At 53.5% G+C, this 20,124-nt stretch carries 17 protein-coding genes and 1 other annotated feature; all 17 genes read right to left on the reverse strand.

The features are described 5' to 3' along the window. Position 1 precedes the first annotated feature (1 nt). On the reverse strand, positions 2-1,687 hold the full coding sequence (gene argS, locus BUB67_RS07670) for an arginine--tRNA ligase (protein WP_073238242.1): 1,686 nt from the start codon (positions 1,685-1,687) through the stop codon (positions 2-4). Positions 1,688-1,841: 154 nt separating this feature from the next. After that, positions 1,842-2,264, reverse strand: coding sequence for a YwiB family protein (locus BUB67_RS07675; protein ID WP_073238245.1), 423 nt, complete (start codon positions 2,262-2,264; stop codon positions 1,842-1,844). A gap of 166 nt (positions 2,265-2,430) precedes the next feature. Further along, complete coding sequence (locus tag BUB67_RS07680) at positions 2,431-2,649, reverse strand: hypothetical protein (RefSeq protein ID WP_073238248.1); 219 nt, start codon at positions 2,647-2,649, stop codon at positions 2,431-2,433. 111 nt (positions 2,650-2,760) lie between these two features. Further along, positions 2,761-3,825 carry a dissimilatory-type sulfite reductase subunit beta gene (dsrB, locus tag BUB67_RS07685; RefSeq protein WP_073238251.1) on the reverse strand — a complete coding sequence of 355 codons (1,065 nt, stop codon included), beginning with the start codon at positions 3,823-3,825 and terminating at the stop codon, positions 2,761-2,763. 60 nt (positions 3,826-3,885) lie between these two features. Continuing rightward, positions 3,886-5,082, reverse strand: coding sequence for a dissimilatory-type sulfite reductase subunit alpha (gene dsrA / locus BUB67_RS07690; protein ID WP_073238254.1), 1,197 nt, complete (start codon positions 5,080-5,082; stop codon positions 3,886-3,888). Positions 5,083-5,729: 647 nt separating this feature from the next. Continuing rightward, complete coding sequence (locus tag BUB67_RS07700) at positions 5,730-6,305, reverse strand: indolepyruvate oxidoreductase subunit beta (protein ID WP_073238260.1); 576 nt, start codon at positions 6,303-6,305, stop codon at positions 5,730-5,732. After that, on the reverse strand, positions 6,298-8,073 hold the full coding sequence (gene iorA, locus BUB67_RS07705; protein WP_073238263.1) for an indolepyruvate ferredoxin oxidoreductase subunit alpha: 1,776 nt from the start codon (positions 8,071-8,073) through the stop codon (positions 6,298-6,300). Before iorA ends, BUB67_RS07700 begins: the two co-directional genes overlap by 8 nt. A gap of 242 nt (positions 8,074-8,315) precedes the next feature. Then, on the reverse strand, positions 8,316-9,614 hold the full coding sequence (locus BUB67_RS07710) for a phenylacetate--CoA ligase family protein (protein WP_073238266.1): 1,299 nt from the start codon (positions 9,612-9,614) through the stop codon (positions 8,316-8,318). Beyond that, complete coding sequence (locus BUB67_RS07715) at positions 9,611-11,125, reverse strand: sodium:solute symporter family protein (RefSeq protein WP_073238270.1); 1,515 nt, start codon at positions 11,123-11,125, stop codon at positions 9,611-9,613. The genes BUB67_RS07710 and BUB67_RS07715 overlap by 4 nt, the downstream gene beginning before the upstream one ends. Before the next feature lie 329 nt (positions 11,126-11,454). Then, the gene (locus BUB67_RS07720; RefSeq protein ID WP_073238273.1) at positions 11,455-12,654 is read right to left on the reverse strand and encodes an aminotransferase class I/II-fold pyridoxal phosphate-dependent enzyme; all 1,200 of its coding nucleotides are present in this window, start codon (positions 12,652-12,654) and stop codon (positions 11,455-11,457) included. Beyond that, positions 12,651-13,130 (reverse strand): Lrp/AsnC family transcriptional regulator, encoded by a 480-nt coding sequence (locus BUB67_RS07725; protein ID WP_073238276.1) that lies wholly within the window; start codon positions 13,128-13,130, stop codon positions 12,651-12,653. Before BUB67_RS07725 ends, BUB67_RS07720 begins: the two co-directional genes overlap by 4 nt. 92 nt (positions 13,131-13,222) lie before the next feature. Beyond that, positions 13,223-13,444: a binding site (T-box leader), on the reverse strand. Between the two features lie 48 nt (positions 13,445-13,492). After that, the gene (ypeB, locus tag BUB67_RS07735) at positions 13,493-14,848 is read right to left on the reverse strand and encodes a germination protein YpeB (RefSeq protein ID WP_073238281.1); all 1,356 of its coding nucleotides are present in this window, start codon (positions 14,846-14,848) and stop codon (positions 13,493-13,495) included. Positions 14,849-14,866: 18 nt separating this feature from the next. Continuing rightward, on the reverse strand, positions 14,867-15,583 hold the full coding sequence (gene sleB, locus BUB67_RS07740; RefSeq protein ID WP_073238284.1) for a spore cortex-lytic enzyme: 717 nt from the start codon (positions 15,581-15,583) through the stop codon (positions 14,867-14,869). Between the two features lie 108 nt (positions 15,584-15,691). Next, a complete protein-coding gene (locus BUB67_RS07745; protein WP_073238287.1) occupies positions 15,692-17,125 on the reverse strand; it encodes a cobyrinic acid a,c-diamide synthase CobB in 1,434 nt (477 codons plus the stop codon). Between the two features lie 322 nt (positions 17,126-17,447). Next, a complete protein-coding gene (locus BUB67_RS07750; RefSeq protein WP_073238290.1) occupies positions 17,448-17,765 on the reverse strand; it encodes a TusE/DsrC/DsvC family sulfur relay protein in 318 nt (105 codons plus the stop codon). 145 nt (positions 17,766-17,910) lie between these two features. Further along, complete coding sequence (locus tag BUB67_RS07755) at positions 17,911-19,302, reverse strand: (Fe-S)-binding protein (protein WP_073238293.1); 1,392 nt, start codon at positions 19,300-19,302, stop codon at positions 17,911-17,913. Next, complete coding sequence (locus BUB67_RS07760) at positions 19,303-20,118, reverse strand: respiratory nitrate reductase subunit gamma (protein WP_073238296.1); 816 nt, start codon at positions 20,116-20,118, stop codon at positions 19,303-19,305. Positions 20,119-20,124: the final 6 nt, after the last annotated feature.

Below are 20,124 nucleotides of genomic sequence, written 5' to 3' on the forward strand. Positions count from 1 at the left end.
CCTACATTTTTTCCGGCGCCGTAAGCCCCAACAGACCCAGGGCGTTCCTCAATACAATGCGGACGCAGTCCACCAGCACCAGGCGGGCCTGGGAAAGGGTTTCGTCATCGGTAATGACCCGGTGACTGTTGTAGAAGCTGTGGAACAGGCCTGCCAGGTCATGGAGATAGCGGGCAATCCGGTGGGGGGCCATGAGCTCCGCAGCGGCGGCGATCTCGGTGGGGAAGTCTGCCAGCTTTCTTAACAAGTCCAGTTCTGCCTGCTCGGTCAGCACGTTCACATTAATTTCGCTGACGTTAGGCAGCCGGCGTCCCTGCTCCTGCAGCTGCCGCAGGATGCTGCAGATGCGGGCATGGGCGTATTGAATATAAAAGACCGGGTTGTCGTTGGTCTGGGATTTTGCCAGGTCAAGGTCAAATTCCAGGTGGCTGTCCGGGCTGCGCATGACAAAGAAGTACCGGGCGGCGTCCCGGCCCACTTCTTCCACCAGTTCTTCCAGGGTCACGAACTGGCCGGTGCGCTTGGACATGCGAACAATCTCGCCGCCACGGTACAGGCGGACCAACTGCATGAGGATGATTTGCAGAGCATCCCTGTCATAACCCAGGGCTTCCATGGAACCTTTCATGCGGTTGACATGGCCGTGGTGGTCGGCGCCCCAGATGTCGATGACTTTGTCAAAGCCCCGTTCAAATTTGTTTTTATGATAGGCAATGTCGGCGGCAAAATAGGTGGGTATGCCGTTGGAGCGGACCACCACTTCGTCCTTTTCGTCGCCAAATTCGGTGGCTTTAAACCAGAGGGCGTTTTCATGTTCGTATATGTAGCCTTTTTCCCTCAGCTCATCCAGGGTCCTTTGGATGGCCCCGCTGTCATGCAGGGACTGCTCGGAGAACCACTCATCGTAGACCACCCCGAAGTCCAGCAGGGTATTGCGAATATGGGTGAGTTTTTCCTGCAGGGCGTATTCCGCCAGGGTCTTTCTGCGGGTCACTGCATCGGCTTCGGCCAGACCGGTGCCGTATTTACGAATGTATCCCTTTACTGTGTCGATAATATCTTCCCCGTGATAACCCTCTTCGGGCATGGGGATGTCCTGGCCAAGCTGCTGCAGGAAACGGACCTCCAGGGAGCGGCCGAAGTTTTCAATTTGGTTTCCGGCATCGTTGATGTAATACTCCCGGCTCACCCGGTAACCGGCAAAATCCAAGATGGAAGCCAAGCTGTCGCCCAGGGCGGCGCCCCGGGCATTGCCCATATGCAGCAGGCCTGTGGGGTTGGCGCTGACAAATTCCACCTGCACCCTTTGGCCCTCGCCAATTTCCAGCCGGCCATAGTTTCTGTCCTGCTCAATGATTAAAGGAATGACACCGTAAACCCAGCCGGGCTGCAGGTAGAAATTAATAAAGCCCGGGCCGGCAATCTCCACACGTTCTACGGGAGTTCCTGCCAGGTCCAGGTTTTCCGCCACAGCTTCGGCAATTTTTCTGGGCGCCATTTTAGCTGAGCGAGCCAGCTGCATGGCTAAATTGGTGGCAAAATCCCCATGTCCCTTTTCCCGGGGAACCTCAATGGTAATTTCCGGTACCTCCACCGGGTTTATCAAACCTTTGTCCACTGCCCCGGCAATGGCCTTTTGCAATGCAGCGGCCAAACCGGTTTTTATTTGTTCAACCAATCCTTGCAAGGGGAAGTACCCTCCTATCTTTCAAACTTAGATTCATGTTTCAACACATATCCTTAATCTCTTTAGGATGACTTGCATCACGGCCATCAGCCATCGGCCCTCAGCCTTCATCTTTTTGATAATTCCTGAAGCCGCGGGCCAGAACATGCTGTAGCTAGACTTCTTTGACTACAATCTCCAAGCTGTTATAACCTACCGGCGCGCCGCTTAGTTCCAACTCATATTCTAGCTTAATACTTCCCCCAAGCTCTGTCAAGTCAACCTCAATATTCCAGGGCTTAACAACCATTTCCATACTGCTGAAGCCGGTTTGGTAGACGGACCTGTGCAGCTTGCCTTTTTCAAAGACTTGTCTCATGCTGACACTGCCGTTGCGCAGGATGGTCACGGAGTTACCTTCGGCCTTGATGGTAGTGGTTGCATTTTCCATGCCTGTGAGGGCGGTCTCTTTGTAGATAATGTAATAGGTATTGTTTTTGAAGTAGTAAGTACCCGGGGATACCAACTCGATGACTTCTGTTTCATTGTCCTGGTCCCTGCGGGCGCCTTTTACTGTTACCAATACATCTTTGCCCATACTGAGCCCTCCGCAACTATTTTAACCCAACAAAAACATCCAGATGCAATTCAAGTTGGGGACGGTTCTTGACTTGAATTCCATTTGCTGGAATTCAAGTCAAGAACCGTCCCCAACTTGAATTTAAAAAGAGCGGAGAATGATCCGCTCTTTTTGGGGTATAAGTTTATTCTTCCTTAATTTTGCCAGGTGTGTGGTCTTTACCGGCCAGGGTCACATAGGAGGTACCTATATAGAGATACTCAATTTTACCCTCTTTGGCCAGCTCGGAGCAAGCCTTGTCAACATCTTTTTTCTTAGCACCAATCTTTTCGGCAATTACACGAGGCTTTTCTTTGCTTACGCCTTCCAGGTAAGCGAGAATTTGAGCTTTTAATTCTTCCATTTATTACACCACCGTTTCCTACCATCCTCACGGGTGGTAAAATGTTGAGATGCCGCCGCCTTACGGCAGCGGCTCTTTAAATATTATACTCAGAGTCAAGCAGCTATATTCTTACCACTTGAACTGAGTAGTGCATCTGAAGGTTGTTTGAGCAAGGGTGAAGTCGTCGATGTGCTTGTCTGTGAAGGGCAGACCGGTAATTTCGAAGAACTTCTCCCAGCTGATGCGGTCGATCCACTCGGCCATACGCTCGCCGGGTTGAGCATTGGCAGCCCATACCTCAACCAGTTTCTTAACTGCGTCAACAACTTCCGGCCAGCGCGGCGGGTTGTTGGGCAGGAAAGGAATAGCCAAGCGAGAGAATCTGGGACCGATACGGCTGTTGGAAATCTTGCCACCTACCCAGATGGACACAGCATCGTTCTTGGGGTCGATGATGTGTACGGACGGGCACATGGTGTAGCAGTTACCGCAGTACATGCAGCGCTCGGCTTTAATGTCAATAGACTTCAGTTTGGGGTTGGGACGGATCGCTGCGGTGGGGCAGCTGGCAGTCAGAGTCGGGATTTCGCAAACCTTGTGCAGGTTTTCATGGTCGATTCTGGGCACGGTTCTGTGGATACCCAGAATAGCGATGTCAGAGCAGTGTACAGCACCGCACATGTTCAGGCAGCAAGCCAGAGCAATTCTCAGCTTGGCAGGCAGTTTCATGGTGGTGAAGTACTCGAACAGCTCATCCATGACGGCTTTCACGATACCGGAAGCATCGGTAGCCGGAGTATGGCAGTGTACCCAACCCTGGGTGTGAACGATGTTGGTAATGGAGTTACCGGTACCGCCAACGGGAACACCCATTGCATTCAGGTCAGCAATCAGGGGATCAATTTTGGTTTCATCGCTTAACAGGAACTCGATGTTGTGGCGGCTGGTAAATCTCAGGTAACCATCGCAGTATTTGTCTGCCAGATCACAGATTTCACGAATGAAGTAGATAGAGATCAGACGCGGAGAACCAGCGCGTACGGTGTACAGCTTGGCTCCGGTTTCAGATACGTGTACGAGCACGCCGGGCTTTAAGATTTCATGATAACGCCACTTGCCGTAGTTTTCTTTGATAATAGGCGGTAACATGTCTTTATAGAGCGGCGGTCCGATATCAGTTCTTGCTTGTGCCAATGTGGTTCACCTCTCCCCGTTTCATTATTTTATGCGGCATCAGCCTGCATGTTTTTCCAATTAGTCTTGAACAACTTCTTCAGGCCACCAGAAGAAGAAGGGGTTTGCACGCGGAGCCAGGACCATTTGCGGAACGGGCTCGAGGTCAACAGCGCGCAGAAAGTTGCGCATACCCAGACGGAGGATCAGCTCACCAACACGCTCACGGGTCTTACCGTTTTCATCCCACCATTCCCAAACTTTTTCGAGGAACTCTTTGAGTTCTTCGTAGGGAGGTTCAAGCTTCATGAAGGGGATGATTACCCAACCCATCATAGCGCCTTGGAGAATAGGAGCTTTACCACCGATCAGGATGGTAGCGCCGCGGTCGTCACCAGGGCGCAGGGCTTTGCACATCTTGTTGATGCAGTGCATGCAACGGGTGCAGTTGGCGTTGTCAATGGTCAGTTCGTTGCCGTCCCAGCTCATGCACTTGGTGGGGCACTTGGAAATGACCAAGCCTTCAATATCAAAGCCTTCTGCAACATACTGGCGAACAGCTTCCTGGTCAATCTTGATATCGTCTCTCCAGGTACCCTGGATGGAGATGTCGGAACGAGCGATAGAAGCTACGCAGTCGTTGGGGCAACCGGAGATCTTAATTTTGCACTTGTAAGGCCACATGGGGCGGTGCAGGTAATCCTGGAACTCGTTAGTCAGGTCGTGGCAGAGATCCAGGGTGTCGATCATGGAAAATTCGCAACGAGCGGGACCGGCACAGCAGCTGGGGGTACGAAGGTTGGAACCGGAACCGCCTAAATCGAAAGGATGCTCTTCGAAGTTGGAAACTTCATCAAAGATGGTTTGGAGCTTATCGGTTTGGGTGCCCAGCAGTACCAGGTCACCGGTGGAACCGTGCAGGTTGGTCAGACCAGAACCATACTTTTCCCAAACGTCACAAACCTGACGCAGGGCCTTGGTGGTGTAGTACCAACCGGAGGGCTGGTTCAGGCGGATGGTGTGGAACATTTCCACGTTGGGGAATTGCTCAGGAACGTCAGAGTAGCGACCGATTACACCGCCGCCATAACCCATAACACCTACCAGGCCGCCGTGCTTCCAGTGAGCTTTCTTGTCAACATAGGAAAGCTCCAGCTGGCCAAGCAGGTCCTGAGCAGACGGGCTGTTAGCGGCAGCTCTCTTGATTTCTTTTACGAAACTGGGCCAGGGGCCTTTCTCGAGTTCGTCCAAGAGAGGAGTCTTCTTGGCTTCGGTCATTAAGTTCACCTCCGTTTTTTTGTGAAAAAGGATAGAGTTACCCTACCCCGCCATAAATGGCACAGCCGCTCTTCCAGCGCAGATCGTTAGTTTAGTAACTAATAAAAGCAGTTACACACGATCCACAGCTAGTTAGACAAAAAAAGACAAACTTGTCCAACCTGGAAAAGCAGGCAATATTGTCTCAAATTGCACAATCCAGAAACCAATATACAAGTGTACTCCACAAAAATATTAACACCTGTCCCATCAATCTGTCAACAGATATTCAGCTGACGGCAATGTGGAGTTTTTCACTAAATCTGAATAGTGCCAAAATTTTCCGGGGCAGCCTTTTGTACAGCTTTGGCGCCAAAAATCAAGCAGCCGGCTGTCATTTGGTCTGTTCAGTTATGAAAATAATTGTACCACAGGCGGCAGGACATGTCTTGTAGGTTTTTCTGTGTGAGCAGGAAGAAAAATACTGATGCTGTTCCGGAATGCAAAGGGTTTGTTTTAAGTTGGTTCCGCAATGTAATACATATGCATTTATGCAATGTCTTTAAAATAGGTACTTGCTTATTATTTAATATACGCCGTATTCTTCAAAGGGGCAAGACTAAATTCGCTAAAAATTTCGACAATTATATATAAAAATATGCTCTCAGTCAGAGAGCATATCCTTTCTCAAAGGCTTTGAGGTTTACGTCTAAAAATTTTTCCGGTACACGGGCCTGAAGGGCTTGCAACCAGGTGTCTTTGGCAATGGGCAGCCGCCTGGCCAGCAGGCCGATGAGGACCACGTTGGCAGCCCTGGGGTTGCCGCAGCCGATGGCAATGTTTAAAGCATCTACTACGATGGTGTGGGTCGCGGCCTGTTTGACTCTGGCCAGGCAATCTGTTGGATAGACCGCCGCTCCGGTCAGCACCGGTACCGGCGGAATGGCCTGGTCATTAACAATCATATGACCGTCGGGTTTCAAGTAGGACAGCCAGCGCAGGGCTTCCATTTTTTCAAAGGCTAAAATAACATCGGCGCCGCCCTGGGAAATGATCGGTGAGTAGACCTTTTCCCCTAAGCGCACCTGGGTGACGACGCTACCGCCCCGCTGGGCCATACCTTTGATCTCGGAAACTTTAATGTCATAGCCGGCGTCCTGGGCCGCTTTGGCCAGGACCCGGGTGGCCAGAATGGTTCCCTGCCCGCCGACACCCACCAGCAAGATGTTGATTGGCTTAAGCATTTTCATCACCCCGCTTTGTGAGAGCGCCTTTTTTACAAACCTGGATGCACAGCCCGCAGCCGTTGCACTGGATAGCCGTGATATGGGCCTTTCCCTCCCGGCGGGAAATGGCCGGACAGCCTAATTGTAAACACATGCCGCAGTTTACACAGGTCTCTTTGTCTACTGCCACCGGTTGGGCTGCTGTATTTTTCTTAAGCAGCATACAGGGGCGCCTTACAATAATGACGGAAGGCTCCGGCGCCGCCACCTCTTCTTTGACGGCCCGTTCAAGTTCAGCTAAATTCATGGGGTCCACGGTCCGGACCCGGTTCACGCCGACGGCTCTGGCAACGGCGGCCAGGTCCACCTCGGGCGCCGGCTTGCCTAAGAGCGTTGTCCCGGTGGCGGGGTTTTCCTGGTGCCCCGTCATGGCGGTGGTCCGGTTGTCCAGAATCAGCACGGTGGAGGTGCCGCCGTTATAGACCACATCCATCAGGCCGGTCACGCCGGAATGCAGGAAAGTGCTGTCGCCGATGACGGCCACGGTGCGGCGGGCCAGTTCCGGATTGGCCTTTTCCATGCCCAGGGCGGCCCCGATGCTAGCGCCCATACAGATACAGGTATCCATGGCGCTGAGCGGACTGAGGCTACCCAGGGTGTAGCAGCCGATATCGCCGCTGACGATTAATTTCAGTTTCTTTAAGGTATAAAACACACCCCGGTGGGGGCAGCCGGCACACATCACCGGCGGCCGGCCGGGTAAGGGCTCACCGGCGGCTTCTTGTCCGGCCGCCGCTGCCGCCAGGTATTCCCGGGCCACCGGAAAGCCGGCTTTGGATAAGCGGTCTGCCATGAGGGCCGGACTGAGTTCTCCGTAGGAGGGCAGCAGTTCCTTTCCTTTTGCTGCAATGCCCAGGGCACGGATTTGCAGTTCCAAAAAGGGTTCCAGTTCCTCAATCACCAGGATTTGCGCGACCCCGGCAGCAAATGCTCTGATGAGTTTTTCCGGCAGCGGATTGGTCAGTCCCAATTTGAGAACCGATGCCCGGGGAAGAACCTCCTTGACATAGTGGTAACTGATGCCGCTGGTAATAACACCCAGACTGCGGTCGCCCCACTCGATAAAGTTAACGGGGCAGTTCTCACTGTATTCTTTTAGCCGGGCGGTGCGTTCTTCCAGGAAAACACGGCGCAGACGGCCGTGGGCGGGTACCATGACATACTTGAGAGGGTCTTTGCTGTAGGGACGCAGGGTTCGCGGGCCTGGTTCCTTTAGCTCCACAAAGCTCTGGGAATGGGAGACCCTGGTGGTAAGCCGCAGCATGACCGGCGTATCAAATTGTTCGCTGATATCCAGGCCCAGACCCACCATATCTTTGGCTTCCTGGCTGTCAGCCGGTTCCAGGCAGGGGATTTTGTTCATCAGCGCATAGAAGCGGTTGTCCTGTTCGTTTTGCGAGCTGTGCATGCCCGGATCGTCGGCGGACACCAGGAGCAGCCCGCCGTTAACGCCGGTATAGGCCAGTGTAAAAAGCGGGTCGGCAGCCACGTTGACTCCTACATGTTTCATGGTCACCAGCACCCTGGCCCCGGCGATGGAGGCACCGGCTCCCACTTCCAGGGCCACTTTTTCATTGGGTGACCACTGGGCATAAATATCCGGATATTTGGCAAAGTTCTCCAGAATTTCGGTGCTGGGGGTACCCGGGTAACCGGCGCCGACGGTAACCCCGGCCTCGTAGGCCCCGCGGGCAATGGCAGCGTTGCCGGAAAGGAGTTCTTTCATAAGTTTTGCCTCCTAGATAGTGAATAGGGTCGCGTCCTGGGCTGTTGGGTGTTTCTATGGGGTCACGTTTGGGCTATTGGGTATTTCTATGGGGTCTTGTCTGGGCTAATACTGCATTTCTTTAAGGTCCCGCCTTTATGAATACGTGAGACCCTAAAGAAATGCATCCGGCCCAGACTCGACCCAAAAGAAATGCTTCCCGGCCCAGACTGGACCCCAGAGGACTACCCTTAAGCCTAGACTTATTTATTTCTCAAGTCAATGACTCTCTTAGCCTTTCCTACACTCCGTTCCAAAGAACGGGGTTCCAGCAGTTTTACTTTGGGGCTGATGGAGAGAACCGCCAGCAGCCGCGCCCTGACTTTTGCTTCCAGTTCTTCGAGATCCCGCCAGTTGCCGGTGAAAGCATCCTCGTTCATTTCCACCTGAACTTCCAGGGCATCCAGATATCCTTTCTTGGTGACAATGATCTGGTAATGGGGCGCCACCCCTGCGATCTGCAGTAACACATCTTCGATCTGGGAGGGGAATACATTGACGCCGCTGACGATGAGCATGTCATCGGTTCTGCCGGTGACCTTGCGTATACGGGCAGTGGTTCTGCCGCAGGGGCAGGGTTCGCTGGTTTTCACGGTAATATCCCTGGTACGGTAGCGGATAATGGGCAGCGCCTCTTTGGTCAGGCTGGTAATGACCAGTTCCCCTTCTTGCCCGTCGGGTACCGGCTCTCCGGTGTCGGGGTTGATCACTTCAACCAGGAAGTGGTCCTCAGAAATATGCATGCCTTTGCGTTCCCGGCATTCCCCCGCCACTCCCGGCCCGATGATTTCGCTGAGGCCGTAGTTATCGGTGGCAAACAGCCCCCAAACTCTCTCAATTTCGTCCCTCATGCTTTCGGTCCAGGCCTCGGAACCAAAAAGGCCCACTTTTACCCCCAGGGATCTGGGATCAATGCCCATGCCCCTGGCCACTTCCGCCATGTGCAGGGCATAGGTGGGTGTGCCGATCAATGCGGTGGTGCCAAAATCCTGTATCAGCATGATTTGTTTTTCTGTGTTGCCGGTGGAAGAGGGAACCACGGTGGCTCCTACCTTCTCCAAACCATAGTGCAACCCGAATGCTCCGGTAAACAAACCGTAACCAAAGCTTACCTGGGCCACATCCTCCTCGGTCACCCCGGCGGCGGTCACCATGCGAGCCACCAACTCCGACCAGGTTTCAATGTCCTGGCGGGTATAGCCAACCACGGTGGGTTTTCCGGTGGTACCGGAGGAAGCGTGCAGTCGCACCACCTTTTTCATCGGCACGGCAAACATATTAAAGGGATAGTTGTCCCGCAGGGCTGTCTTGGTAGTAAAGGGCAGCTTGGTAACATCTGCAACGGTTTTTATGTCCTGGGGTTTTACCCCGTGCCGGTCAAACAGTTCTTTGTAGAAAGGAACCTTTTGATAAACATTGGCTACGGTTTGTTGAAGCCGGGAGGCCTGCAACTGATGCAGGGCTTCCCGGTCCATGGTTTCATATTGTTTGTTCCAGATCATAGCTGCTCCACCTTCTTGTTTTTCACTAACATGGTACATCTGGGCGCACTGTCACCAAATACCTTACACAGGTGATCCTCGGGCAGCGGCTCGGTTACCAGACTGACCAGGGGCATCACCGCCAGCGGCACCAGCATGGCCAGGGAGCCCACCAGGGGGATTTTGCCGGCGTCCAATTTAAAGTAGAAGGAAAAGATCACCGAGATGGTTAAACCGGTAAGGGCGCCGATCCAGGCCCCTTTGGTAGTGGCGCCGCGCCAGTATAAGCCCAGGAGGTAAGGAGCCAGAAAGGCGCCGGCCACCGTTCCCCAGGAAATGGCCATGAGGCTCAGGATAATGGTGGGTTTGGCCAGGGCCAGGCCCACCGAAAGGGCGATGAACAGCGCACAGAAAACTCTCATCAGCCGGACATTTTGTTTCTCGCTCAGGGTCGGGCAAATTCCCTGGATGAGGTCGATGGTTACGGATGAACTGGAAACCAGCACCAGGGAAGCCAGGGTCGACATGGAGGCGGAAAGCACCAGCAGCAGGATCAAGGTTACGGCCCATTCCGGCAGGTTGTTCATCATAATTTGGGGAATCATCAGATCGGGGTTCGGTTTGCCGGTAACCGCATCAACGGGTACTTTCTCAAAGAACAGCCGGGTCAGGCTGCCGGTAAAGTAGGCACCGGTGGTGATGACAAGGGCAAACAGGGTTGCCACAACGGCCGCCGGTTTAATGGCCGCCTCATCTTTAATGGCGTAAAATTTTTGCACCATCTGGGGCAGGCCCCAGGTTCCCAGGCTGGTCAGGATCACCAAAGAAGCGATGGGAATGAAGCCGGGAGGCCCAACCGGCGCAACAAGCCGGGGATCGACGGCCGCCAGCTTGCTGATGGCAGGCATGAAACCGCCAACCTGCGGCGCTCCCAGCACATAGTAAATTAATGTGAAGACCCCGAAAATCATAACGGTTCCCTGCACCACATCCGTCAGGGCCACCGCGCGGTAGCCGCCGGTGACCAGGTACATGGCCGTTAACACCGCCATGGCGACGGCCGCATAGGTATAGGGAATTTCAAAGACCCGCTCAAACAGGTAGCTTAAACCCATATAAACTGATGCCGAGTAAGGGATCATAAAGACGAAGATAATGAGTGCGGCAAAGATCTTGAGGCTCGGTGATTGGTAACGGGCCCCCAGGAACTGCGGCATGGTCATGGTGTTTAACCGCACGGTCATTTGCCGGGTCCGCTTGGCCAGCACCCACCAGGCCAGCAGGCTGCCCAGCAGGGTATTGCCGACAACAATCCAGAGGGCGGACAGGCCGAAGCCCCAGCCCACTTTGCCGGCATAGCCGATGAAGATAACCGCCGAAAAATAGGTAGTGCCGTAGGCAAAGGCGGAAAGCCAGGGTCCTACGGTTCTGCCCCCCAGGAAAAAGTCGTTCAGGGTTTTGGCCCGGCGCATGCAGTAAAGCCCGCTAAATAAAAGAAACCCTATAAAAAGGGTTAGAAAGATCCCTTTCATTCTACCGTCCTCCTGTTCTACTATGTGGTATTCCTTTGAGGTCGGCCGTTGGCTCTAGCCATTGGCCCTTTAGGGTGATTCTTTGGGAACAGCTTTTGCTGTTCGTCGCTCGCTATTAGCCTTAAGGGTGGGGGGTTGGGGTCCCACCATTCTTCCGTCCTGCGATCACCTCCGAACATGCAAATTGTAGTTCCTATTCTATATAACTATGTCAATTCCTGCACAAAATTACATATTATTTTGGGTATTTCTTTGGGGTTCCGCCTTTAGCTGTCAGCCGTCAGCTTTTGTGTTATTTAAGCTGACGGCTGAGGGCTGATAGCTGACAGCTAAATATATACGACCCTGGATTTACTCAAGCCCTTGCGCTTGATAAACCTGCCCATGCGGTTAATGGCCTCGGTTAAATCTTCCACCGAGGAAGCATAGGAGCAGCGGATGCAGTGTTCGCCGCCGGGGCCGAAGACATCGCCGGGGATGACGGCCACCTTTTCCTCCAGCAGCAGGTTCTCGGCAAACTCCGAGGCGGTCAGGCCGGTGTGCCCGATGTAAGGAAAGGCGTAAAAGGCGCCGCCGGGTTCAAAACAGGGCAGTCCTATTTCCTTAAATCCCTGGAGCACTAAACGCCGGCGGCGGTTATAATGGGCCACCATCTTTTCCATGGCGCTTTTTCCATTCTGCAAGGCCTCCAAGGCGGCAACCTGTGCGGTAATGGGAGCGCACAACATGGTATACTGGTGTATTTTGGTCATGGCGGCAATAAAATCTTCGTGGGCTGCCGCGTAGCCCAACCGCCAGCCGGTCATGGCGTAGGCCTTGGAAAACCCGTTTAAGAGAATGGTGCGCTCCCGCATGCCGGGCAGGGAGGCAAAGCAGGTGTGCTGACCGGTATAGGTCAGGCGGTCGTAAATTTCATCGGAGATTACCAGCAGGTCGTGTTTTTGCACCACTTCTGCAATTTGCAGCAGACTTTCCCGGTCCATGACCGCCCCGGTGGGGTTGTTGGGGAAACAGAGCAGCAGCGCCTTTGATCTGGGCGTAATGACGGCCTCCAGTTTATCGGCGGTCAACCTGAACCTGTCTTCCATGCTTGTGGCCACGGTCACCGGAACGCCGCCGGCCAGACTGGTGCAGGGAATATAGGAGACGTAGCAGGGGGTCGGTATAATCACCTCATCGCCGGGGCTGACCACCGTCCTGAGCGCCAGGTCCAGCGCTTCGCTGACCCCCACCGTAACCAGGATTTCCTTCCGGGGATCATACCGAACCCCCTGGCCGGCCAGGTAACCGGCTATTTCTTCCCTGAGCTCCAGCAGGCCGTGGTTGCTGGTGTAGGAGGTTCTCCCCCTGTGCAGGGAATATATGCAGGACTCCCGGATATGCCAGGGTGTAACAAAATCCGGTTCTCCCACGCCCAGGGAGATGACCCCTTCCATCTCGGCTGCCAGGTCGAAAAAGCGGCGGATGCCGGAGGGAGGAATATTCCTTACGGCAGGATTGATGTAGTCTGTCCATTTGCCTGTACTCACGGGGTAATCACCAACCTTTTATCAGTTTCCCGGTCTTCAAAGATAAACCCGTCCTGTTTATATGTCTTGAGGACAAAATGAGTGGCCGTGCTCAGCACGTTCTCAATGGTGGCCAGCTTGGTGGCCACAAACAGCGCCACTTCCTTCATGGTAACTCCCTCCACAAAAACCGCCAGGTCGTAGGCCCCGGACATCAGGTGGACGGTCTTGACCTCCGGAAAACGGTAAATGCGCTCCGCCACCGCATCAAAACCCACGTCCCTCTGGGGGCTTATTTTTACCTCAATCAAGGCGGACACTTTTTCCACGCCTGCTTTTTCCCAGTTGATCAATGTAAAATACTTAATGATGGTCTTGTCTGCTTCCAGTCGTTCAATGATCTGCCGGACTTCCTTCTCTTCCCGCCCGGTCATGGTGGCGATTTGCTTGGCCGTCAGTCTGCTGTTGTTTTGTAGGAGCTCCAGAATCTCGAGCATGCTTGCACCTCCGTATTCTTAGCCATCAGCTTTCAGCTTTTTGATTTGGTATTTCTTTGGGGGGTGACCCCAAAGCAAAAAACTCCGTCCCGTAAAGGGACGGAGTTTTAGTATCCGTGGTACCACCCTCATTGGCTGCCGGTACATGACGGCGGCAACCCACTCGGACTTCTGTAACGGTGAAGAACCGGCAAAGCTTACTGTTGTTTCGGCTTGCACTCCGGGGCGGCCCGGCTGTTTCCTTGGCCGGGCTTGCACCGTCCCCCGGCTCGCTGAGCAATTCCCACAACCTTCTTCCCCGTCATCGTTTTTTGTATGGAGTATTGATTTACAGTTTACCATCTGTTTATTAAACTGTCAATTTACATGGTTAGGGTTCCGTTGGGTGTCTGAATTAATTTTAAGACCTGATCGGTCTTGCCGGTCATGGCATTGACATAGACCAGGAATGTTTCACCGTTTATGCGGCCGGTAACTTCATAGGAAAATCTCTCTTGGCCGGAGTCGGTGGGGATTATAACCAACCGGGTGCTGATCACTTCCATGCGCGGGTTTACTTTGCTTCTGGCCCGGTCGGCAGAAATTTTGGGAGTGGGGATGTCTCTTTGCTTGTGAGCCATCAGGTAGCCCCTGGCATCAAAACCCACCACCTGGCCGTTGTCGAGGGCAACGTTTACTTTAACCTGGTCAGGGTAGAGAATAACCCCCTTTTCTTCCGGCGCAAAGTTGATAATGACAAAGCCGTTCTGTACCTGGTGATAAATATTAACCATGTTTTTATAGCCCCGGGAGTCCAGGAATTGTTTGGCCCTGGCAATGGCTTGCTCCACCGTCACTCTGGGGGCGCCGACGGCCCGGCTGTCCAGGTACCACACCACATGGCCGCCCTTTTCGCTGACACTGCCGGAAATGCGTCTATCCCCGCCCCGTCGGGGCAAAAGTTCCACCTGGTAACCGGGTATTTTCTCCCTGATACGGCCGGTTACCTGGGCCCGGTAGTCTATGTCTTCTTTGATGTCAACAAACAGCCGCAGGATGTTTCTGGCCTCATCGGCGCCGGTGGGTTCATCTTTTAAGCCTGCCGGTTGTGCCCTGTCCAGGTGATCTGAGAAGGGACCGTCATAGATAAGGGTGGGGAAGCCCTGCATATCCCTGTCAATGCTTTGAAAGTCAACTGCCCCGGCGGTAGGACTGCCTTTTTTCAGTTCTTCCCGCCCGGCCCTAGCCAGTTCACTGACACTCAGCCTCCCGTCGGCAACCTTTACCTCCATGGTATGCAGTTCTTTGTTCAGTTGTTCGGCCTGCCGGTAAAGAGTATTCAAGGTTCGATAGTCCTCTTCGGACATTATTTCGCCGTTATTAATTTCCCTGGCCTTGACCCGGGCGAAGTCCCCGGCCTGGGTTAAAAACTTGGCGGTCCTGGCCACCACATTGGATGTTAAGGGCAGCTGGGTCAGGCTTTCCCTGGCCCCCTCGGACTGCAACCATATTTCGGAAAAGATCAGCGTATCATCCGGTTGGCCGGACACAGCCAGGGTTTTAGCCAGTAAAACTTCCATGCTCTGAACACGGCTGATCAGATTGTAAAAGGACATTTGGTATCTGTTGTTCATATAGGTTTCCAGCAGAATTCTGTCCCTGTATTCTTTAAACCCCCAAACCCCTGCGGCTGTCAGGATTAAAACACCAATGAGGGCCGGTAATCCCCATTTTTTCATTGCGGTATCCCCTTCCGATTAGTGTGCGAAAACATGGTTGCCTATTTGTGATATGATCCTGCGCGACCAGATCCAGCGGCTGACGGGCTTGCTGGGATTCCAGAAAAACAGCGCCCCCCCGGTGGGGTCATATCCTGCCAGGGCGTCCTGGGCCGCCCGGATGGCCTCCGGGCTTAGCGGCCTGTTATACTGACCGTTGGCTACTGATTCAAAGGCTAAGGGCTGGTAAACCACTCCTGCCAGTGTATTGGGGAATTGTGAGTTTCTCACCCTGTTCAACAGGACTGCTCCCACCGCCACCTTACCTATGTAGGGTTCGTCCGCAGCCTCCCCCATGATCACCCTCGCCAGGAGGTTTACAGCGTCCCGGTTGGATATAAACCCCCTGGATGTAGTGGTATAGGTGGTCCTTTGGGGCGGAGTATACAATCCCAGGGCCTGGTATGTTTGGGGGCCCACCACACCGTCCACCCGCAGACCGTTGCGGGCCTGAAATTTTCTTACCGCAGCGGCTGTCTGCCCGCTGTAGTACCCGTCAACCGGCCCTGTGTAATAACCCCAGTCCTTTAATCTCTGCTGTACCGCCCTCACTTTGCTGCCGCTCCTTCCCCAGTAGAGAGTATCCTGGGCAAAGGCCTTGCTGTAAACCAATAAGCCCCCCAGGACAAAGCAGCAAAGGCTCACTATGGAAACCCATATTTTCCATCTGGATTTGATTCCGTTTCCCCATTGCATAAAAATCACCCCGTCTTTTTTTTGGTATTTTTGCCTGGGGAACCTTAAATTATGTAATTTGCCAGACCCTGAAAAAATAAAAACTCCGGGAAGTTCCCGAAGTTTTTGCTAATCCGGTTGACGCGTTTTTCGCCAGCTGCGGGCCAGCCTTACAAAATAACGGGCCCAGTCCGGCTCTGACACCGCATGAATATGATTGTACAGCGCCAGTACGTTCTTGTACCTCAGGCCGTCATATTCCCCGTTGATGCCGTGCCCCCGGAGAACCCGGAAGGCAAATTGGCAGCGGGAAGGTTCCAGACCAATGACCCGGGAGTTGTGAAACTCGTGCCCCCGGATTACTTTGCCTGCGGGAAAATACGGCGTCCCCTCCAACACTTCCAGGTGCATGTAGCCATGGCCCTGGGGTTTCTTTACCATTTCCACTTCCAAAGGCAGCGCCCCCACCATTTCATAGGACTTGTCCGCCCAGTGGATGCGACGGCCCAGATACATCAACCCGCCGCATTCAGCATATACCGGCAGCCCCTGCTCGATCATTTGCCGTAAATTATCCCGGAAGGAACGGTTGTTCTCCAACTCCCGGGCCAGCACCTCCGGAAAACCGCCGCCGATGTACAGACCGTCTATATCCGGCAAGGCGGGGTCGTCAATGGCGCTGATCTCCACCAAACTTGCGCCGGCTTCCACCAGGGCTTCCAGGTTTTCGGGATAATAAAAAGAGAAGGAGCGGTCCCGAATGACGCCGATCACCGTCTCCGGCCTTGCGGCCTGCAGTTGGCGGGGTTCCAGCCAGTTGATTTCTACCGCTGGGGGGATGTCCCGGTCTCCTGCCAGCCCCGGCCATGACCGGGCCAATTTAAGAATGCCGTCAATGTCCAGGTAATGTGCCGCGGCTTCCCCGATTTGCCGTACTGCATTCATAAGGGCCTCGTTTTCGCCGGCGGGAATCAGGCCCAGGTGCCGGTCGGGAATGGTAAATTGGGTTCCCTTGGGCATAGCCCCCAGTACCGGCACGTCACAGTACTCTGCGATGGCGGACCGGAGCATTTTTTCATGGCGGCTGCGGGCCACCTGGTTTAAAATGACCCCGCCGATCTTAACCTCCGGGTCAAAGTTGGCAAAACCGTTTACCATGGCAGCCACGCTGCGGGTCATCCGTGTGCAGTTGACCACCAGCAGGACAGGGGCCTGTACAATCTTGGCAACCTCCGCGGAACTGCCGCTGCCCTGCAGATCCACCCCGTCAAACAGCCCCATGGCTCCCTCGATAACGGCAATATCGGCCCTTTGGGCATGTCTGATAAAGGTGTGCCGGATGGACTGCCTTGCCATGAGATAACTGTCCAGGTTACGGCAGGTACGCCCGGCAACCCTGGTTAACCAACTGGGGTCGATAAAATCCAGCCCCTTTTTAAAGGGCTGTACCTTTAACCCCCGGGCAGTTAAAGCAGCCAGCAACCCCAAGGTAATGGTGGTTTTTCCGGACCGGCCCTGGGGAGCGCCCACCAGCAACCGGGGAATATGATAGGTGTGGGACAATGTATTCACCTCATTTTTTGGATGTTGGCCGTTAGCCATTGGCTTTTGACTTTTATATGTCTGGTAAAGAACATCCCAAATTTACAGTTGTTCCCTAAAGCTTATCATCCCTTATTCTCATTTTATTATTCGAAGGATGTTATAAGAAGTGCCAGGCACCTTTCGGAAATTCCTGGCAAAAGACTCAAGAGAACCGTCCCCCTGAGTCCCTGGCAAAAGACTCAAGAGAACCGTCCCCCTGAGTCTTGGCTAATGGCCAACGGCCAGATAAGAACACCCCCACCCGGAAGTTTCCAGGTGAGGGTGAACGAAAAGTCGGTTATTATACGCAACCGGTGGGCTTGGGAAGACCAGCCAGTTTGCAGGCGCCTTTGGCAGGGCCGGTGGGGAACAGTTCGTAGATGCCCTTCAGGCTAAAGCCGGTGTCTTTGCACAGCTTGCGTACCATGGGAGCAATACCAAACTGGAAGAAGTAGTCACGCAGGTATTTGATTACTTTCCAGTGGTCTTCGGTTAATTCATCAATACCTTCTTCTTTGGCGAAGTATCTAGCTACGTCTTCGCTCCAGGTGTCGGGGTTTAATAAGAAACCGTCCTCATCAACTTCAATTTGCTGGCCATTAACTTCAATAAATGCCATTTGGAAAGAGCACCTCCAGGAATTTTTTTATTTTTTAAACGTACCGCAATGGCGGAACATTATTACCAGTTTATATTATATACGCTTTAGCATTTTTTTTGTAGTACTCTAGCACATATTTTTTAGAAAAGCAATACAATATAGTTTACTTGTTAAGCGGCGGGTAGAGCGCCAAGCCAACCAGGTCGATAAGACCCTTTACTTCTACGCCCAGTTCGTGTTCTTCCACCATCGGGTAAAGCTGGGCTTTACAGATGGAACAGGGGGCACAAAGGATGCCGTCGCCGTTTTTACCAACCCCGGTTTCCCGCACCTGCTCTGCTTTCTTAGCAGAGAATTTAATGCGCAGGTCGTACATTTCGGGATCGTCAAACAGAATAGCGGAACCACCGCCGCAGCAGAAGTTGCGCTCGCGGTTGGGGGTCATTTCAACAAAGTTGGTCACACAGGCGTTCATAACCACCCGCAGGGTGTCGCACATGTTGCAGGCCCGGCCAAAGTTGCAGGGATCGTGCAGTGTAACCGGTCTGGAGTTAACTTCCTTGTGCAGCTTGAGGGCGCCCTTTTCAATGTAGTAGCGTACCTCATCGTGGATGTGCACAATGGGAATACGTCCAGGACGGTCCAACATACCGGGCAGGTACATCTTACCGGCACGCCAGCCGTGACCGCACTCGCCCCACACAATCTTCTTAACGCCCAGCTTCAGGGCCTCGTCGATAACGCGCATGCAGTTGGCCCGCAGGGTAGCCCGCTGGTCAAACAGCAAACCAAAGTTGCCGGCCTCTGTGATCTCACTGCTGATAGTCCACTTAACGCCCAGGTAGTGGAAGAACTTGGCGGCGCCGGTCATGGTGTTGGGGTTCAGCAGGAAGTCCGCCGAGGAAGGAATATACAGGATGTCCGCCGGCTGGTCAACAGGGATTTTAATTTCGACGCCGGTTTCATCCATGATTTCCTCTTCCAGGAACTCGCAGGTGTCCACAATACCAGCCTTGGTTAAGCCGGTGTGGTTACCGGTTTTGGCCATGGCAGCGCCTACGGCCGCATGCAGTTTGGGTACCATGCCCAGCCAGTGCAGCAGCTGGCGGCCAGCCATGGTAACTTCACAGGTGTCCAAACCGAAGGGGCAGACCAGAGCACAGCGGCGGCACTCGTTGCACTGGTAGAAGTAGGAGAACATTTTCTCCAGGTCTTCCAGCTCGAGGTCTTTGGCACCGATCAGGCGCGGGAAAAATCTGCCCTCCGGTGTAAAATACCGCTTGTAAACCTTACGCAGCAGGTCGGCACGGTTGGCGGGAATGTTGTAAGGGTCTCTGGTACCAAGATAGGTATGGCAGTTTTCCGCACAGGCGCCGCACTTGACACAGGACTCAAAAGTAAGCATTAAGGAGCGGAACTTCTGGCCCAGTTCGTTCAGGTGCTTAATGGCGGCTTCCACCTTTTGATCGTCGGGAACGGGATTGATGTTAATTTTCAGCATATCCGCAGCGCTGGCTTTCACAGGCTGCTTTAAACCGGTTTCAGTTAATGGCATTTACTGCACCCCCCCTGAAGCGGATTGGCCGCCGGAAACGGCATGACCGGTGCCTCCTACGGCTACGCCGGGCATTCCCGGTGCAGGTTCAACATAGGGCCGGTTGATGATCCAGCGGTGGGCAAACATGCCGGGAATATGCAGCAGTTTGCTGAAGGGTAAATAAATCATCAGAATTTGCACCAGCAGCAAGTGTAACACAAACAGCGGCTTGTGCATCACTTCCATATCCGGTGTTATAGGAGTAAAGGTCAGCAGGTTGGCAACGTAGTCCCGCACGGGCTCATAGTGAATGCCCCACTCGGGAACAAAGCGCATAATGTTGCCGACAGTCACGATGGCAATGAGCATGAGCAGGTGCAAGTAGTCGCTGGGAGCAGAAAGCTGCTTCACTTCGTTAATGGCCATCCTGCGGTACAGCAGGTACAACAGGGCCAGCAGTACCACCACGCCGAAGGAAGTGCCCAGCAGGTTGGACAGGTATTCACTGGTATGCTCGGAAGTAAGGCCAATGTAATAGAACTGTAAGCCCAGTAAGCCAATACCCATGATATGCCCGCCTAAAATAGAGAACAGAGCCACGTGCATAATCCAGCCGCCGCTCCAGAGGCTCTTGTCAGCCTTGTAGAGGCTCTTGAAGAAAACAACCTCTGCAGCAATGTCCAGCAGGGCGCCGGCCTGGGTAGTGGGCGCAGGGGTCAGGGTAATGTTGTGAACAATACGTCCGCTGGCCCATCTGCCCATTCTGTAAAGGAGACCAATGATTAAAACGCTCACGGAAATATAAGGAAGGATTTGTAAAATAAAATAGGTCACTGCTAC

This window comes from Desulforamulus putei DSM 12395, assembly GCF_900129195.1.
Lineage (GTDB): Bacteria > Bacillota > Desulfotomaculia > Desulfotomaculales > Desulfotomaculaceae > Desulfotomaculum > Desulfotomaculum putei.

Bases quoted from the DNA above. Each gene is read 5' to 3' on its own strand.
- BUB67_RS07675 (WP_073238245.1), bottom strand. From the start codon at position 2,264: ATGGGCAAAGATGTATTGGTAACAGTAAAAGGCGCCCGCAGGGACCAG.
- BUB67_RS07680 (WP_073238248.1), bottom strand. From the start codon at position 2,649: ATGGAAGAATTAAAAGCTCAAATTCTCGCTTACCTGGAAGGCGTAAGC.
- dsrA (WP_073238254.1), bottom strand. From the start codon at position 5,082: ATGACCGAAGCCAAGAAGACTCCTCTCTTGGACGAACTCGAGAAAGGC.
- BUB67_RS07700 (WP_073238260.1), bottom strand. From the start codon at position 6,305: ATGCTTAAGCCAATCAACATCTTGCTGGTGGGTGTCGGCGGGCAGGGA.
- iorA (WP_073238263.1), bottom strand. From the start codon at position 8,073: ATGAAAGAACTCCTTTCCGGCAACGCTGCCATTGCCCGCGGGGCCTAC.
- BUB67_RS07710 (WP_073238266.1), bottom strand. From the start codon at position 9,614: ATGATCTGGAACAAACAATATGAAACCATGGACCGGGAAGCCCTGCAT.
- BUB67_RS07715 (WP_073238270.1), bottom strand. From the start codon at position 11,125: ATGAAAGGGATCTTTCTAACCCTTTTTATAGGGTTTCTTTTATTTAGC.
- BUB67_RS07725 (WP_073238276.1), bottom strand. From the start codon at position 13,130: ATGCTCGAGATTCTGGAGCTCCTACAAAACAACAGCAGACTGACGGCC.
- ypeB (WP_073238281.1), bottom strand. From the start codon at position 14,848: ATGAAAAAATGGGGATTACCGGCCCTCATTGGTGTTTTAATCCTGACA.
- sleB (WP_073238284.1), bottom strand. From the start codon at position 15,583: ATGCAATGGGGAAACGGAATCAAATCCAGATGGAAAATATGGGTTTCC.
- BUB67_RS07750 (WP_073238290.1), bottom strand. From the start codon at position 17,765: ATGGCATTTATTGAAGTTAATGGCCAGCAAATTGAAGTTGATGAGGAC.
- BUB67_RS07755 (WP_073238293.1), bottom strand. From the start codon at position 19,302: ATGCCATTAACTGAAACCGGTTTAAAGCAGCCTGTGAAAGCCAGCGCT.